Genomic DNA, 16345 nt, shown 5'->3' on the forward strand with positions numbered 1-16345 from the left:
AGGTCTTCTTGTAGCTACCTTGCAATATGTAGTTTCCAAATGGGCTTCCCCACACCCAATGGGCTCTATGATGATGGTGGGAAGCATCATGTTTGGGTTGGGTATAATCGAGATTGCTTGCGTAGCGCATTATTTTCACAGCTTGATATCAAACTTTTCTGAGTAAACATCATGGTTAAGGTATGCGGAACTGGCATACCTGTTTTTTTCTTTAAATTAAGTCTTAAATATTAAAAGTGAGCCACAAATGTAGATAAAAAACAGACATAAGTAAGCTTAAAATTCTGCAAAACATGCTTGCTCCCTCGAATACGCTCCTCATTTCATACGAATCAAAATCCTCTTCATTTGATCGCTTCACTAATAAAAAATAACCTTATCCAGTGTCCAAGAGGGCTATCATAAAAGTCTAGCGGCAACCGCTTTATATAGAAGTAATTAAAGTATGTAATGGATGCTGTTTCAAAATGATGTCCAATGATCCTTCTGATTAATGCATATGTTTCATAAAAAATTTTGGAAAAACAGAAACATTTTTGTTTTTTATGCGTCTTTTATAGCGGAAGGAGGGTGGAAACCATTGCTAATAAGTTTGAATTCGATATACTTATGCACTTATATTCGAAATCCCTTTTTCGCTATCTATACGGATTAACCAATGATTATCATTTAGCGGAGGATTTATTGCAGGAAACATTTTACAAAGTTTATTTACATTTAAGCAGCATAAACGAGGTAGTGCAAATAAAGTCATGGCTTTATCGGATCGCTTATAACACCTTCATCGACCACTGCAGAAAAGCAAAAAAGATGCAGCTTGTACAAGCGGATGATTTCTTTGCGTCGTTAAAGCTAGATCCATTATTAGAAACGGAAAATGCGTTCCTGCAGAAATATGAAGCGGAATTGATTTATAAACATTTGGCCACTATGAAAGAACTGTATCAAAAAGCCATTATGCTCGTCGATTTAAAAGGATTTAGCTACAAAGAAGCGGCGGAGCTGTTAAACGTAAAACTCCCTTATTTAAAAAGCCTTGTGTTTCGAGGCAGGCAGGAATTAGAAAAACGATTACGCAATGAGGTGAAGGGATGAGAAAAGACGAGTTAAAACCATTATTGCAGAAATATCAAAATGGTACATTAAGCAAAGAGGAAGAACAGAAAATAGAGGAGCTTCTAGAAAGTTTTGACGTATACAATGAATTTCTCAATGAAACTCTTCATGATGAAGGTATGAAGGAAGCCGATCTCGCAAAAATGATGAAAAAGGCCCAACAAAAATTCTTTTTTAGAAATACGCTGCTCGTTTTATCATTTATACTCGTTATTGTTCCGCTATTGACGATGTTTACTTTTGTTTATTACGGCTGGGGGCGAGAGCATAACAGAGGGAACGAATTGATTGAAACCATTCGAACGGTGAGTGAAATGACAGCGCCAAATGTGTATGTAGATTACGATACGGTCGATGTTGAGATCAAGCCCTTTACCATGACTGTCACGACCGACAAATATAAATTGTTTGGTGATGAGAGAAGATATTTAGGCAATGACACATACAAACTATTCCTAAATGATGTGTTTGATAAAGAATCCAATTATCGGGCGATTGGGTATTCGATTGATCACATTGGAATCAACTTTATTCATCCGAAAGCCAAATACTTTTTACCTGACGAACGAACAAAAATTGAATCTCTCCCGGGCGATTGGCCGGTTGAAATCTATATTTCCCTGAATCGATCCTATTCCTTAAAAGAAATAAATGAAAAATTCAAAGGATATAATATGACATGGCTTGCGTTGGACACAGGTGTAGAGGAACAGATGGGGAATGATTTAGATTTTATCCGAACACCGGCAATTGGCTTTCCATACAAAAAAGTGCATGTAGATTCTGTATTCAATCGCTCGTTTACTGATTACGAAGAAGTAGTCAAAGGGCTCGAGCTGTTGAACAAAAACGAAAAATGGGCAACACAACTAACGGAATACAAAGACTTAAAGATGGCAGAACGACTAAAATGGGTGAAAAAGCATAAAGAATTGAAGATTTATGGAATCGCTATGACAGGAACCGCCAAAGATGTTTTGTCTCTAGAAAAGATGAAAGAAGTCAACGTAATTCGATTAGGTCAGATCAATTTGCCGTAGCAAAGGAGGGATGATCAAAAATGAGAATGGTAAAAATCAATATACTAAATACATTGGTGGCTATATTTTTGCTTATTTTGTTAAATGTACAAATTATAGCGGAGATCCCTGTTTTTGATATCAGTTACATTTGTATTTCGGTGTTCGGAATGCTCATATGCTTGCTTGGCCACCTAAAAGAAGATCGATTCTACTCCTATTTAGGCGGCATCCTTCACTTCATCCTAATCGTTTCTTGTATGGGAATGATTTTGTTTGGAATAGGAATTAACTATCAGCCATAAGAAAACTCATGGAAATCACAAACTGTCACATTGCAAATTCACATGTTAAAACACTTGCCAATTTCCATGTTAAAATTCATGTTTCCATCAACGTCTATTGAATATATTTTTATGGAGTTTACCCGATAACAAGTACTTATTATTAGAGAAATATAAGGAGGAACAGATTTGAAAGGATTTTTTAAGTTATTTATTGGATTGTTTTTCGCCTTTTCTTTAACAGGATGTATTGGAGAGCACTATGATTTTACACCTCCTAGCGTTTCACTCGATATCGAATATGGTATTCAATCAATTCAATTAAAAGAAGCGAATATAAATTGGAATTCCGATAAACATTACGAAAAAGAAACGAAAGATATTCTATCCTTGGCTAGAAAACAAAAACAAGTGAGTGTGAAGTCAGGTCAAGAAGGTCTAATACTTTTTGACAGTGAAGATTTTAAGGTCTTAGACTTAAGGGTTTGGCTATGGCAGAAGGATAAAAAGATGGAATTGAAACTTGATAAAAACCGTAATTTTTATTTCCCTAAAGAAAAAGGAGAGTATCTAATTGAGGTAGGCCTTCGTACCGATAGTGGAAGTGCTCAATATGTAGGGAATATAGTGATTGAGTGATAGTAAACACTTGGTGTTATCTCATTAGCCCCCTAATGAATTTGGACACTCGATAAGGTGTTTTTTATAATCGAAGTGACCAAATGAAGGGGGCTTTTGATATACATGAAACGAAGAAAACATTCGAAGGAATTTAAGCTACAAGTGGTGAAAGAAGCATTAGAAGTTGGAAATAAAGCATTGGTAGCTAGAAGATACGAGCTTAGCCCGAATCTTGTGCAAAGATGGGTGAAGGCATATGAAGAAGGAAAACTAGGACAAGAAATGGTTTCCTCTCCCTCTTCAGCTGAAATCAAACGGCTGGAGGAAGAAAACGAGCAGCTCAAGAAGCTATTAGGGGAAAAAGATTTAGAAATCGCGATTTTGCGTGATTTGATAAAAAGAAGAACCCTCACTTACTGAAAAATTGGAAGTAGCCGAGCAGTGGATCAAGAAAGGATATCCGATTACAAAAGTATTGGAGATTCTAGAAATCAATCGCTCAACCTACTATTATCAGCAGAACGGAAAAGTCGAGAAGAAAACAGTAGGTGGGGGACGTCCAACACCCGGCTACTCTCTAACGGCAACTGGCGAAAAAGTGCCAGACGAACAAATCCAAGAATGGCTCTCTGAGCTTGTGATGGGAGAAGGATTTGCCTACGGATATCGCAAGCTGACCATTCAGTTAAGAAGAGACCATCAGCTTGTGATCAGTAAGAAAAAAGTATATCGATTGTGTAAAGCGATGGATTTACTACGTCCGCAGCGAGAGAAACGGATTCAATATCCGAAGAAACTCGCTCGAAATCGCATTATTACAGGCTCGAATCAGTTATGGGAAATGGATGTGAAATACGGATATATTGAAGGAGAAGAACGCTTTTTCTTTGTTTTGTCGCTCATCGATGTGTACGACCGTTCGGTGATTGATTACCATATTGGGCTGAGTTGTTCAGGAAGCGATGCCGTAAAGACGCTTCAAAGAGCGTTATTCAAGCGTCAGCAATTTGAACAGGCAAATAAACCTGTGATTCGGACAGACAACGGCCCGCAATTTATTTCTCATGCCTTTGAAGCTGCCTGTGAGCGATTTGGAATCGAACATGAACGGATTCCATCACGGACGCCGAATATGAATGCGCATATTGAAGCGTTTCATCGTTTACTGGAGGAGGAATGTCTAGGAAGAATGGCGTTTGACAGCTATGAAGAAGCTTATCAAGCCGTGATGGAGTACATGAAATTTTATAACGAGCGAAGGATTCATTCGAGTATTCTCGATCTTCCACCGCATGAATTTTACAAAAAAGCGCAAACGGAATCGTTAATCATCAAAGAAGTTCGCGTATAAGGCAAGAGGATTTTGTCTTCTTGCCAAGAAAAAACGAGAAATTTTGAGAATAACCTAAAATAAGATAGGATGTGTCCAAATTTAGGGGGTCAATCCGCAAAGGCGAAAAGGACAGTCCAAATTAAGGCTGTCCTTTTTCAATATAGGAACGTGTTGCAAAAGACATAGATGCATACATATAAAACAAATACCAAATATCCCAAATTTATCTTGATATATTTTACTAGAACATTTAGATTATTCTATAGATACAAAAATGAAATTAGTTTGTAAAATGTCACTTTTCTTATTATCCCAACCGCCGCAATCGGATTGATTTGGGGAGGTTTTCTAAAAAGCAAGTAAAAGATATGGTTTTGAAAGTAAGGATTTATGGAAACGCGGTATGGCTTGTCTTTTTAATGTGCTGGTATATATTTTATAGTTGGTTTCAACAACCATAAAGGTGATTCTTCTTAATTCGTTAATCGAGCGAGGGCAACCGTGTTATATTCATTGTGTTATATTCATAATTTCATAATGAGGAAAGGTGCTTGAAATGACAGGTTTAAATGAAATGGTTGTAGTTTTGAAAGGGTTTATTTTACACGAAGGAAAAGTATTAATTGTACAACGCGCTAATGATGACGAAGTGGGCGGGGGAACATGGGAGTTAGCCGGAGGAAAAATACACTTTGGGGAAGATTTAGAAGCGGCGTTGTTGCGCGAAATCCAAGAAGAAGTCGGATGGGATGTGACAGCAGAGCGGATTTTATATGCGACGACGTTCCAAACGCACGCCACGCGACAAGTAGTCATTCTTACATACTTATGCAAAAGTGATCATCATGAAGTCGTTCTTTCGCAAGAACATATCGATTATTGCTGGTCGACTAAAGAGAGAGTGCGTGAACTGCTGCCTCCATCCATTCTTCACGACTTTGAAAGAAATAAAGTGTTTTTGTTGGAAGAATGGGTATAGAGCAGAGATTTAAGATCCGCGGACCGCACTATCCAAACAAGAAGGTTTGTTAAGTTTGCCCAAAATTTACATGGAGGACAGTAAATGCTATATACCCCTGATTTATTAGTGGAAGATCAAATTTACTTGGGTTCTCTTCCAAACAATTGAGTATCCGTTGGTCACAGGGACAACAATTTATTTTATTATGAATTTACTTTTGTACGCCAATATACGTGACAAGCTGAGAGGTGATATTAAAAACGAGAAAGGAAATAAAACAAATTGATTAAAAAGGGGAGGCATTTTGTTGAATATAGTTCCATTATTACTATTAGTAATCTCGACCCTTATGTTTATTTCTTCTGAAGGGTTAAATTTATTTATTATTATTCCAACCGCTACAATTGGATTCATTTGGGGAAAACTTTCTAAAAAACAATCAGAAGATATGGTTTTAAAAATTGGTGTTTTGGGAAATGCGATATGGCTTATCTTTCTAATATGCTGGTACTCATTCATTTTCTATAGTTGGTATCAACAACCCTAAAGCAAAATGTATATAAGATGGTGATGATGCATAACAATCGCTGAGATACACGGGAAGCTTCCAGAATATGAAGGGATGGAGGATTTACTGACATCAGATGTGTTTTCCGACTTTAAAGACTTGTGCTTAGATCTTGCTTTCATTTTAAGAATGTTTATAGATTATAAATAGATTATAAAGTGTATTATAGGCAGTTTTTATCATTCCCTCTGTTTATCGAAAGGGGGCTTTTTTCTATTATTTACACAAATTATGATGATTTAGAATAATAATTCACCCTGTTGTATTTTGTTACAGAAAAACCCGGTGCTATAATTCACGAATTGAATATTAATGCATGAAATCTAAGAAAATCAAGTCGAGTGGCTTGTTAAATTATTGCTTTTTAACGAGTTTCTTTAAAAGAAAAACATATTCGTTTATATATGAGCGATAGAAAAATAATTAAAGAATTTTACAACTGGATTTATCATGATAAAGGATTGTACTTAAAACGCAAATTAACGAAGAATTTTATCAGATAAAGAAAGGGGAGGTAAGTAGCCAATAGCTGCTTATATATTTTTTGAATTTAAGTTAACATAATATAAAGTGAAGGATAAAAAATGATAAGTCGGTATGTTGACTTAATAATCGCGTATAAACTTTGATAATTCGTATAAAAAAATGATAATTGTAGCCAAAAAATAAATTGAGTTAATTTATGTACATATTAGCACGTGTGTACTTATTTGTCTAGAAAAAGATAGGAAAATATGTAAGAGAGAAGTAGAATAAAATGTTCTAACTATTCAATCCCTCGATACTATTATTCACGATACACAAAACCTATTGCTTTCTTTGTTTGAATATCCACCCAAATTTAAACAATAGATAATTTCTTAACTTGAACTAAAACATAGCAGGGTAAAATTCCTATTGCGAATTGCCCTGCATTTTCTTTATATGAGCATTATTTATTCAAAGTACAAAAGATATATTCTATATTCATTGCTTATTGAACACCTTTACAATTTTGTGAACACATTGATATTTCTAAAAATTTGAATTAAAATTAAATTGTAAATATTGTATATTATGTATATGGTGTATATGTAATACATATACAGTTAAAAGAGGTTTTTCTATGAAAATAATTATTAAAAACAGTTCCGAACAACCTTTATACCAACAAATAAAAGATCAAATTAAGGGTGCCATTCTCCGTCAAGAATTAAAAGAAGGAGAAAAACTACCTTCCATTCGTTCATTAGCAAATGATTTGCATGTTAGTGTTCTTACAACGAAAAGAGTATATGAAGAGTTAGAGAAAGAAGGCTTTATTATAACTATTGTAGGAAAGGGGTCATTTGTAGCGTCTGAAAACATGGAAATGTTATTGGAATCTAAAAGGCATCTGGTGGAAAAAAAGCTCTCAGAAGTGTGGCAAATGGCTAGAACTCTTGGAATAAATAAAGAAGAACTTTACTCAATGATGGATATCATTTTTGAAGAGGATGATGAATGATGAAAGCCGTTTTAGAGGTAAATAACTTAAAAAAAGAGTTAGGTAGTTTCAGCTTAGAACAATTAACTTTTTCACTAAAGGAAGGCTGCATAACAGGATTCATCGGTGTAAATGGTTCTGGGAAAACAACAACAATTAAAACCATTCTTGGACTTTATCCCAAAGATGACGGTAGCATTAAATTTTTTGGTAAAGATATGGAAAAAAATGAATACGAAATAAAAAATCGCATTGGTGTAGTTTTAGACGAAGGCTATTTTTATGAAGAGATGACATTGAAAGAAATGAAGAGTATTATTGCCCCAGCATATACGAATTGGGATGAATCTGTTTTCTTAAACTACATAAATCGTTTCAATTTAAAATTAAACCAGAAAATTGCCACTTTATCGAAAGGTATGCGTATGAAATTTGCTATTACTTTAGCTCTATCTCACCATGCGGATTTATTAATAATGGATGAACCAACAAGTGGGCTTGATCCATTAATTCGTAATGAGTTAATGGAAATACTTTTAGATTTCATGGAGGAAGAGGGGAAAAGTGTTTTCTTTTCTACTCATATTACGTCTGATTTAGAGAAAGTAGCTGATATGCTTATTTTAATCGACAATGGCAAAATCGTATTCAATGAAAGTAAAGACGAACTATTAGAAAGACACGCTTTGATAAAAGGGGATAATCGTTTAATAAATGAACACTCGACTAAATTATTTTTAAGATTACGTCAAACACCATTTGGATTCGAAGGAATTACCAATAAAGTAGATCAAGTATGTGAGCAAATGAAAGATATTATTATAGAAAGACCCTCCATTGAAGATGTAATGTTGGCTTATGTAAAGGAGAGATAAAATTGTTGCTTCATCTCGTTAAAAAAGATTTAATTTTAGCAAAAAAGTATCTATTGGTTATGCTTATTTTTGCAATTGTAGCACCTATATTTATCAATTCAAAATTAGGATTAAGTAACGGCAGCTTTATAAGTTTTCTTACTACTGTTTTATTTGTGGAATATATTTTGTTTAATATGATTTCGTTTCAAGAGGATAAATATAAAGGGGCAGCCCTTCTTTGTACAACTCCATATACTCGAAATGGTGTTATTAAAGCAAAATACGTATTTATTCTCGTCATTTTTATTGCGTGCTTTCTTTTATATAATCTTGCTGCAGTGATTGGTGCATCATATGGATTAACACGGTTAAGTATTTATAGTGTAGGAGTAGCTCTTCTTATTATTTCTGTTTTTTTCGGTATATTAATTCCTGTTCAAACCAAATTTGGGTATGAAAAAACAAAATATATTTTTCTCATTATGATCTTTTTAACTCCGTTTACGCTGCCAACTATTATTGAATGGTATCAATCTATTGATATTAATATCAATATTGACTTACCAATACCTCAATCTATAAAGGATTGGATACCTTTTGCTATAGCTGTTTTAATGGGATTAATTTCAATGATTATATCAATCCGAATCTATTCAAGGAAAAACTTATAATCATTTTTTGAGGTGAATATGAATGAAAATAATCATATTTTTATTTCTTTTTGTTGCTTTAATGTTCGCATTCAAAAAAATTAGAGATAAATAACAAACAAAATTATCCATAAAAAAGATTATTAAAGGGTAGCCTCAGAAAAATAGAACAACGTAAAATGAGAATTGCAGATAGAAAGCTGATTTCTCTAAATATGAAAAAGATGCCTTGCAATAAAAAGTTTGTACAAAGTTTCTTGTTTTTTTTATACAAACTTTTTTGTGGTATTATGTCAAGGAAACGGACACGTTAAACAGAGAGAAATAGCTGAACTTAGTCAGCTACTTTTCTCTGACTAGCGTAGTAAGCAGCCTCAAATTCACATGGCTATACATAGCCAAAGGCGGAATGACTTCTCTTATGGTTATAGAAGCTTTACAGTTTACTTAATCTTTTAGTTATTTAAGCAGAACACCCGCAAAATACGCGGGTGTTCTGCTTACAGCCATTTTTTTCTATCCCGAAAATTTGTATTTTCATCATTTGCTGGTGTCGCAACGCGGCATGGAAGTCTATCCTGAAAATGAATATTTTCATTCTTCTGATAATGCCGCAATTATGCGGCATGGTTGTCTCCCATGGAAGAATAGAAATTCTTGCATAATCTGTGGTGCTGTGAAATGCGACATGGGTGTCTAATGGGGAAGGTTAGTTGAAAAATGATTAGATTTTAATTCATAGAAATTATCGGTGTGGAAAATAGTTCTTTTTAGAAAGGAAGGAATAAGATGCGGCAAATCATTGCTCTAGGCGGCGGGGGGCTCAATGGAACCGGATAACCCGTTATTAGATTTGTACATATTGAAACAAGCAAAGAAAACTACTCCAAAGATTTGTTTATCCCCACTGCCAGCGGGGATTCAGATCATTTATATATCAAGGTATTATAACTTCTTTAATAAACAAAATTGCAAACCTTCTCATTTATCTTTATTTAGACCGCCAACAAGGGATTTAGAGGGATTTATACTGGGGAAGGATATTATATATGTTGGTGGGGGAAATACAAGGAACTTATTAGTTTTATGGAAAGAGTGGGGTTTAGATAATATTTTGAGAAAAGCTTGGAACCAAGGGATTGTTTTAGTTGGCATTAGTGCTGGTTCTATATGTTGGTTCGAGGAAGGCGTCACAGATTCATTTGGAGAGGGATTAGAACCAATTAAATGCTTAGGTTTTCTAAAGGGAAGTAATTGTCCGCATTATGATGGAGAGTTAGACAGAAGACCTTCGTATCATAAACTAATTTATTCTGGAGACATACAAGCTGGTATTGCAGCGGATGACGGGGTTGCCATCCATTATATCGAACAAAACATAAGTAATATAGTTAGTTCTAGACCAAAGGCAAAGGCTTATAAAGTTTATTTGGATAACAAGGTGAGGAAGGTGATAGAGGAAGAGCTTCAGACGAATTTTTTGGGTTCCTATTAAGCCTCTATGGTGAAGCTCACTTCATGGGTAGCTAGCGAGACAGTATAGTTCAACAATAGAATTTTCAAAATATTCCTAGAAAATATAGGTTGAATCATATACAATAGAAAATGTTGTCGGTCATATTAAAGATTTAGATTTGTTTGCTGAGAGATTGAACGGAGAAATCCGGAGTTTTTTGTAGGTGGCTAAACCATTATAAGAAGGGGATAGCTTTATGAAAGAATTAAGAAAAATCTTAATGAGTGATCCATTAGTTTTCTCAATGAATGTACATCCTTCTCAAGAACCATTTGTTGACCTTGTTAATTTTGATCCAGATATCGTTGTAGATCCATCTCTTTCTAACAGGAGTCGTTACTTTTCTTTTGTCCGCCTTTCCGTAGCTAATAAACTTTCCTTGGCTAAAAAATTACTTCCAAAAGGTATTCGTTTTTTCATTAAGGAAGGATACAGTCCTTTACATATTCAACAGCGAGCCTTTGAGCGGGCATTACAACGGGTAAAGGAAAATTCTTCAAATCGAGATTTAGATCATTTAATGGCTGAGGCATCCAAATACGTAGCACCTCCTGATGTAGCTCCTCATCCAACAGGTGGTGCAGTAGACTTAACCCTGATTGACGCCAATGGTATCGAATTGGATCTTGGCACACCGTATGATGCCATACCGCAAGAAACGGACAACGCAACTTTTTTTGATGCGACAAACATCAGTACACAAGCAATGCAAAATCGCCAGATCCTCGCACACGCTCTTCAGTCTGTTGGTTTTGTTAACTACTTCACGGAATGGTGGCACTGGTCATACGGTGACAGATACTGGGCGGTAATGACTAATGCGGATCATGCTCTTTATCATCCCGTTTCAGAACAAGAATTGTTGAATCTGTTACAAAAGGCATAACTACAACATAATCAACCTTTTTATGAATAAACGATTCCATTGGGGTTGCTGCAGTAGCTCTTTTCTTCTGAAGCTCCCATGGAAGAATAAATTAACTTCCATCATCAGTGGTACCGACGAAGCGATGCATGGGTGGCTAACGGGGCAGTTTAGTTCAATAAAAAATATAATCTCTGGATGGTATAATTAGAATATTACTTCTTAACTTTTGGGGGTAGGAATGCTAAAAAAGAAAATATGGAGACCGTTCGTATCGAAGGAAGGGGTGATATATGTGAAAATGAAAACAGAACAAGAAATGTTGGATTTAATCATAACATTTGCTAAGCAAGATCATCGTATACGTGGAGTGCTAATGAACGGTTCTCGTGTAAATCCAAACATAGAAAAAGATATATTTCAAGACTATGATATTGTATATTTAGTTACAAGTGTTAAACCATTTAAAGATGAAAACTATATTTTGTCTCACTTTGGGGAAGTAATGCTTATGGAAAAACCTGAAGATAAAATTTTTCCACCTCCCATTGGCGATGGCCGTTATACATATTTAATGCAATTTATGGATGGAAACCGAATTGATATGCATTTTATTCACATAAGTAAAGTGGATGAACTAATTAAAGATAGTTTGACAAAGGTTTTACTGGACAAAGACCACAATATTCCAGATATCCCACCTCCAAGTGAACAAAGTTATCTTATTAAAAAACCAACGGAAAAATTATATAACGATTGTTGTAATAGTTTTATATGGGGATTAGGATCTCATATTCCAAAAACCATTTGGAGACAAGAATTACCATTGTTAATGCGTTTAATAGATATTGTTTTACGTGAGCCATTAATTCAAATGCTTGAATGGTATATAGGGATTAAAACAGATTATAAATACTCGATTGGAAAAGGAGGAAGACGCTTAAAAAAGTTCTTGGAGCCTGAAATTTGGAATGACTTTGAGAAGACATATACAGATGCTAATTATGATAATATTTGGAGTTCATTATTCTTATTCCATGACTTATTCAAAAAAACTGCTGAATATGTTGGGCAAGTATATGGTTTTCAGTTTCCTGAAGAAGAATGTAAAAGAGCACTAAAGTTTCTAAAACACGTAAAAGAATTGCCGCAAGATGCAAAATCAATTTTTTAAGGTTAAATTCCTTTATACATAAAGATACAAATGGAGGGGAAAAGAGATGGGGGATTTAGCTATAAGAACAGCTAATCGAGAGGATATTCCGCAACTTTTAAATTTAATGTATCAATACATTGTGGATTTTTATAAAAGACCTAAACCAACGGAAGAGTCACTGAAAGGATTGATGCAGAATCTATTGGATAACCCCGCCAGTGGAATACAATTTGTTGCAGAACAAGATGGAAAATTATTAGGTTTTGCAACCTTGTATTTCTCCTTTAGCACTCTTCAGGATGGCTATTTTAAATGACTTATTTGTGATACCAGAAGCAAGAGAGCAAAAACTAGGTGAGAAACTGTTTCAAACATGCTTGTCTTATATAAGAGAGAATGATTTTGCCTACATGACATGGGAAACTGCAAAGGATAATTTAGTTGCTCAATCTCTTTACAACAAAATGGGGGGTCAATTGTCTGAATGGTTAGTTTATGAAATCAGTTAGTGTATCCAGTAGTTTTTTTATTAAGCTATCCTTTTTCATTCTCCTGATGGTGCCGTATAGATGCGACATGATTGTCTCCCATGGAAGAACTAGTTACCTTCCATCATCTGTGGTGAAGCCTACTTCATGGTTGGCTAAGGGAGCAGAAAGGTTGAAGAAGCAAGGAATTCATTATCTTAAATCAAATAATATTAGTTAAAACGTGAGATTAAACAAAGGGGAAGGGTATGGGGAAATGGTTGTTCTTGAAACACAAAGGTTGATATTAAGACAGTATAAAGATGAGGATATTACTCCTCTACATCATATTTTTTCTGACCCAGAAACCATGAAGTTTTATCCAGCCCCTTTTAGCATTCAGCAAACTCAAGACTGGATTAAACGAAATCAAGAAAGATATCGGAATGATGGTTATGGATTATGGGCGGTTTGTTTGAAGGAAACGAATGAATTGATAGGTGATTGTGGTCTTGTTAAACAAAAAATAAATGACAGTATTGAGGTGGAGATTGGATATCACATGAATAAAAAGTATTGGTCAAAGGGATTCGCAACAGAAGCAGCCAAAGCGTGCAAGGAATATGCGTTTTACAAATTGGGTTTAAATAAGCTGATCAGTATTATTGATCCAAGAAATGTTCCATCCATTCGTGTGGCAGAGAAGATTGGTTTTACTAAGGAAAAAGAAGTATTTATTTTCGGTAAGAACCATTATATATACTCGGGAGTTAAAGAAAGTAACGAAGAGTTATTGAACGAATGGTGCGATAGTTAAATAAAATATGTACAAAAACGCTACCTTACATCATAAGGTGGCTTTTTCATTTGGTCGAAAATCAACCATTAACGATATAGAGCCTTTTAGAAAAGGGATAATAGCATGGATTGTTGAATTCTGTAAGATAGGGGGGGGATATATGTTACAAAAGTTGTTGCTGACAGGAAAAAGAATATCTCTGCGCACACCAACACGGGATGATCTGCCAATTCTATATAACCTGATATACGGTGTGGAGAATCCAGAATGGAAAAAGTACGACGCTCCTTATTATCCGCTTGAATTTTGTACCTTTGAAAAGTTTTCTAAGAGATAAGAGAATGGAAGAAAGAATGAATGTTACGGATGTACCAAGTCAAATGATTATTGAACATCAAGGTCAAATTATAGGTATGGTTAGCTATTATTGGGAGGATAAGCGTACACGATGGCTTGAAATGGGAATCGTCATATATTCTCCTGAACATTGGAATGGTGGATTTGGAACGGAAGCATTGTCTTTATGGATTGACTATCTCTTTGAAAATCTAACCATCGAGAGAGTGGGTCTGACGACTTGGTCTGGAAATCCACGAATGATAAGATGTGCGGAAAAATTGGGAATGCGATTAGAAGGTAGAATGAGAAAATGCCGCTACTATAATGGCGAATACTATGATTCCATCCGAATGGGTATTCTTCGTGAGGAATGGAATGAGTTTAAAAAGAATAATCCTTTATTCACCCCCCATGGAAGAACAAGTTAACTTCTATCATCTGTGGTGTCACGGAAGTGATGAATGAGTAGATTTTTGTATAATTTTGGTAGACAAAAATTAATTTAAGGAGAGAATGAAATGTTAATCGGCCATATCAAGGAAATTGTCCGTTACCCTGTGAAATCTTTCCATGGAGAGAGTGTACAAAAAACTAAAGTAATGGAATATGGTTTGTATGGCGACCGTAGTCATGCTTTTTTAGATGAAACAAGACTAGGGAAGTTTTTAACAATAACACAATTCCCAGAAATGGTTCGATATAAAGCAAGATTTGTTAGGGAAGAGTTAATGGAAGAATACCCCAGAGTCGAAATAACGACACCTGAAGGTAAGGTTGTTGATTGGGGGGATGAAGACCTAATTAGAGAAATAGAAAACAAATCGAAACGGAAAGTTTCTCTTGTAAAATATACTCCCTCTTATGTACCTTTAGGGGCAATTGAAGAAGAACACATTCAATTGGTAACGGATGCTTCTTTGCTTAAATTAAAAGAAATATGGGGAAAAGAGGTCAATTATCAACGTTTTCGCCCTAATTTACTTATATCATTAAAAGAGAAAGTCCCATTTATTGAAGAAACGTGGTTTGGCAGAAGGATTAAAATAGGACGAGAAGTGGAGATTCAATTAAAAAGACATTGTGAACGGTGCATGATTATTGCTGTTAATCCTGATAATGCAGAACAAGATTCGTCTTTGCTTAAAACTCTTGTACAACAAAGAAATAATCATTTTGGCGTTTATGCTTCTGTTATAAAAACAGGTGAAATTCATGTAGGCGATGAAGTCTTTCTTCTTGAATGATATTTTGCTAAATCATCATCAAACCAAATGTCAACTCTACTAAGCTCCCGTGGAAGGATAGAACTTCTTGCATAATCTGTGGGGAAGCTCGCTTTATGGCTAGATAACAGGACAGATTGAAGAAGAGTATATTAAGTAAAAGGGCTAAGATTTTGGGGAGGATATTTAATGGAAATTGCAATTGTAGCTTTTGATGATTTTACCGATATTGATGTGTTTTTGCCTTGGGATTTATTAAATCGTGTTAAAGAACCTGAATGGACCGTCAAAATTGTAAAGTTCAAGGATTTTATGAAAAATTGGGTTTTAAAACGGATGAATTAATATTCATGGAAAAGTGGATTTAGTCATCTTTTGTGAAAGTATGTTTATTCCGCTAATGGGGTTCTGTAGTTGAATAGTGGCAATGACTTTAAAAGTTTGAGGAAAAATTCTACAAGCTTTTTTGCAAGATGAGAAAATATAAAAAATGTTCTTGTTCAACTTCCATGAAAGAAAGAATTAACTTCCATCATCTGTGGAGAAACTTGCTTCATGGTTGGCTAACGGGCGAATTAGTTGAAGAATAGCACTAAATTTGCTTTTATGATAGTCATACTTTTACAAATGAAGGGGGATTAAGATGGAAATTCGTTCAGTGAAATGGTTAGACTACTATGTCATCTCTCCACTAATCAATGAGTGGTGGGGCGGAAGACAAATGTCTGATAAGTTGCCAAAATTATTCTTCGACCATTTTAAAAATACAAGTTTCATTGCCGAAAAAGATGGAAAAATCGTTGGATTTTTGATAGGTTTTCTATCCCAAACATATCCAGAAGAAGCATATATACACTTTGTTGGAGTTCATCCGGATTATAGGAAACACGGTATTGGAAAACGACTGTACAATGAATTTTTTAATATTGTTAAAAAGAATGGCCGGAATATCGTCCGTTGTGTAACTTCACCAGTGAACAAAGTTTCCATTGCCTTTCATACGAAAATGGGTGTATTTGATAATTTAAAGTTGAGCCACTTTTGAAGGGTTCGATCACATAAAAAATGAGCCACCTGATTTCCAATTTTCATTACCTCCCTTATGA

16 protein-coding genes and 3 pseudogenes are annotated in these 16345 nt (G+C 34.9%); all 19 read left to right on the plus strand.

Annotated features, from left to right (window positions below; genetic code table 11):
* The first annotated feature begins 570 nt into the window (after positions 1-570).
* The 19 genes and pseudogenes from EDD69_RS11700 (at position 571) to EDD69_RS11800 (ending at position 16284) form a co-directional block, all read left to right on the plus strand.
* Positions 571-1095: a sigma-70 family RNA polymerase sigma factor gene (locus tag EDD69_RS11700; RefSeq protein ID WP_243643107.1), complete on the plus strand. Its 525-nt coding sequence runs from the start codon at positions 571-573 to the stop codon at positions 1093-1095.
* Positions 1092-2156: an anti-sigma factor gene (locus EDD69_RS11705; protein ID WP_132949136.1), complete on the plus strand. Its 1065-nt coding sequence runs from the start codon at positions 1092-1094 to the stop codon at positions 2154-2156. The genes EDD69_RS11700 and EDD69_RS11705 overlap by 4 nt, the downstream gene beginning before the upstream one ends.
* 20 nt (positions 2157-2176) lie before the next feature.
* Positions 2177-2440, plus strand: a complete 264-nt coding sequence (locus tag EDD69_RS11710; protein ID WP_132949137.1) for a hypothetical protein — start codon at positions 2177-2179, stop codon at positions 2438-2440.
* A 168-nt stretch (positions 2441-2608) separates the two neighbouring features.
* The gene (locus EDD69_RS11715; RefSeq protein WP_132949138.1) at positions 2609-3058 is read left to right on the plus strand and encodes a hypothetical protein; all 450 of its coding nucleotides are present in this window, start codon (positions 2609-2611) and stop codon (positions 3056-3058) included.
* Positions 3059-3163: 105 nt separating this feature from the next.
* Positions 3164-4391, plus strand: a protein-coding gene (locus tag EDD69_RS11720) for an IS3 family transposase (RefSeq protein ID WP_132949139.1) whose coding sequence is annotated in 2 segments (ribosomal slippage) — positions 3164-3438 and positions 3437-4391 — 1230 coding nt in all. Because the reading frame shifts where the segments join, the coding sequence is not laid out codon by codon here.
* A gap of 538 nt (positions 4392-4929) precedes the next feature.
* Entirely contained in the window at positions 4930-5352 is a 423-nt protein-coding gene (locus tag EDD69_RS11725) for an NUDIX hydrolase (protein ID WP_132949140.1), read from the plus strand.
* Between the two features lie 289 nt (positions 5353-5641).
* On the plus strand, positions 5642-5881 hold the full coding sequence (locus tag EDD69_RS11730; RefSeq protein ID WP_132949141.1) for a hypothetical protein: 240 nt from the start codon (positions 5642-5644) through the stop codon (positions 5879-5881).
* A gap of 1126 nt (positions 5882-7007) precedes the next feature.
* Positions 7008-7388: a GntR family transcriptional regulator gene (locus EDD69_RS11740; RefSeq protein ID WP_132949142.1), complete on the plus strand. Its 381-nt coding sequence runs from the start codon at positions 7008-7010 to the stop codon at positions 7386-7388.
* Positions 7388-8242, plus strand: a complete 855-nt coding sequence (locus EDD69_RS11745; RefSeq protein ID WP_132949152.1) for an ABC transporter ATP-binding protein — start codon at positions 7388-7390, stop codon at positions 8240-8242. Before EDD69_RS11740 ends, EDD69_RS11745 begins: the two co-directional genes overlap by 1 nt.
* Positions 8243-8247: 5 nt before the next feature.
* Positions 8248-8895, plus strand: coding sequence for an ABC-2 transporter permease (locus EDD69_RS11750; RefSeq protein ID WP_341539346.1), 648 nt, complete (start codon positions 8248-8250; stop codon positions 8893-8895).
* Positions 8896-9700: 805 nt separating this feature from the next.
* On the plus strand, positions 9701-10369 hold the full coding sequence (locus EDD69_RS11755; RefSeq protein ID WP_132949144.1) for a Type 1 glutamine amidotransferase-like domain-containing protein: 669 nt from the start codon (positions 9701-9703) through the stop codon (positions 10367-10369).
* 217 nt (positions 10370-10586) lie between these two features.
* A complete protein-coding gene (locus tag EDD69_RS11760; protein WP_132949145.1) occupies positions 10587-11276 on the plus strand; it encodes a M15 family metallopeptidase in 690 nt (229 codons plus the stop codon).
* 280 nt (positions 11277-11556) lie between these two features.
* On the plus strand, positions 11557-12429 hold the full coding sequence (locus EDD69_RS11765; RefSeq protein WP_243643111.1) for an aminoglycoside 6-adenylyltransferase: 873 nt from the start codon (positions 11557-11559) through the stop codon (positions 12427-12429).
* A gap of 46 nt (positions 12430-12475) precedes the next feature.
* Positions 12476-12920 (plus strand): annotated as a pseudogene (locus tag EDD69_RS11770) (N-acetyltransferase family protein).
* A gap of 235 nt (positions 12921-13155) precedes the next feature.
* Positions 13156-13695: a GNAT family N-acetyltransferase gene (locus EDD69_RS11775; RefSeq protein WP_132949146.1), complete on the plus strand. Its 540-nt coding sequence runs from the start codon at positions 13156-13158 to the stop codon at positions 13693-13695.
* A gap of 142 nt (positions 13696-13837) precedes the next feature.
* Positions 13838-14444: pseudogene (locus tag EDD69_RS11780) on the plus strand (GNAT family N-acetyltransferase).
* Positions 14445-14534: 90 nt separating this feature from the next.
* Positions 14535-15260, plus strand: coding sequence for an MOSC domain-containing protein (locus EDD69_RS11785; protein ID WP_132949147.1), 726 nt, complete (start codon positions 14535-14537; stop codon positions 15258-15260).
* A gap of 168 nt (positions 15261-15428) precedes the next feature.
* Positions 15429-15536, plus strand: a pseudogene (locus EDD69_RS11790) (ThiJ/PfpI family protein); the annotation flags it as partial.
* A gap of 346 nt (positions 15537-15882) precedes the next feature.
* Positions 15883-16284: a GNAT family N-acetyltransferase gene (locus tag EDD69_RS11800; protein WP_243643108.1), complete on the plus strand. Its 402-nt coding sequence runs from the start codon at positions 15883-15885 to the stop codon at positions 16282-16284.
* The last annotated feature ends 61 nt before the right edge of the window (positions 16285-16345 follow it).

Source organism: Thermolongibacillus altinsuensis (assembly GCF_004341205.1).
GTDB classification, from domain to species: Bacteria; Bacillota; Bacilli; order Bacillales; family Anoxybacillaceae; genus Thermolongibacillus; species Thermolongibacillus altinsuensis.

Excerpts from the sequence above, each read along its gene's own strand:
- EDD69_RS11705 (WP_132949136.1), top strand. The coding sequence starts at position 1,092 with ATGAGAAAAGACGAGTTAAAACCATTATTGCAGAAATATCAAAATGGT.
- EDD69_RS11710 (WP_132949137.1), top strand. The coding sequence starts at position 2,177 with ATGAGAATGGTAAAAATCAATATACTAAATACATTGGTGGCTATATTT.
- EDD69_RS11725 (WP_132949140.1), top strand. The coding sequence starts at position 4,930 with ATGACAGGTTTAAATGAAATGGTTGTAGTTTTGAAAGGGTTTATTTTA.
- EDD69_RS11740 (WP_132949142.1), top strand. The coding sequence starts at position 7,008 with ATGAAAATAATTATTAAAAACAGTTCCGAACAACCTTTATACCAACAA.
- EDD69_RS11745 (WP_132949152.1), top strand. The coding sequence starts at position 7,388 with ATGAAAGCCGTTTTAGAGGTAAATAACTTAAAAAAAGAGTTAGGTAGT.
- EDD69_RS11755 (WP_132949144.1), top strand. The coding sequence starts at position 9,701 with ATGGAACCGGATAACCCGTTATTAGATTTGTACATATTGAAACAAGCA.
- EDD69_RS11760 (WP_132949145.1), top strand. The coding sequence starts at position 10,587 with ATGAAAGAATTAAGAAAAATCTTAATGAGTGATCCATTAGTTTTCTCA.
- EDD69_RS11765 (WP_243643111.1), top strand. The coding sequence starts at position 11,557 with ATGAAAACAGAACAAGAAATGTTGGATTTAATCATAACATTTGCTAAG.
- EDD69_RS11775 (WP_132949146.1), top strand. The coding sequence starts at position 13,156 with ATGGTTGTTCTTGAAACACAAAGGTTGATATTAAGACAGTATAAAGAT.
- EDD69_RS11785 (WP_132949147.1), top strand. The coding sequence starts at position 14,535 with ATGTTAATCGGCCATATCAAGGAAATTGTCCGTTACCCTGTGAAATCT.
- EDD69_RS11800 (WP_243643108.1), top strand. The coding sequence starts at position 15,883 with ATGGAAATTCGTTCAGTGAAATGGTTAGACTACTATGTCATCTCTCCA.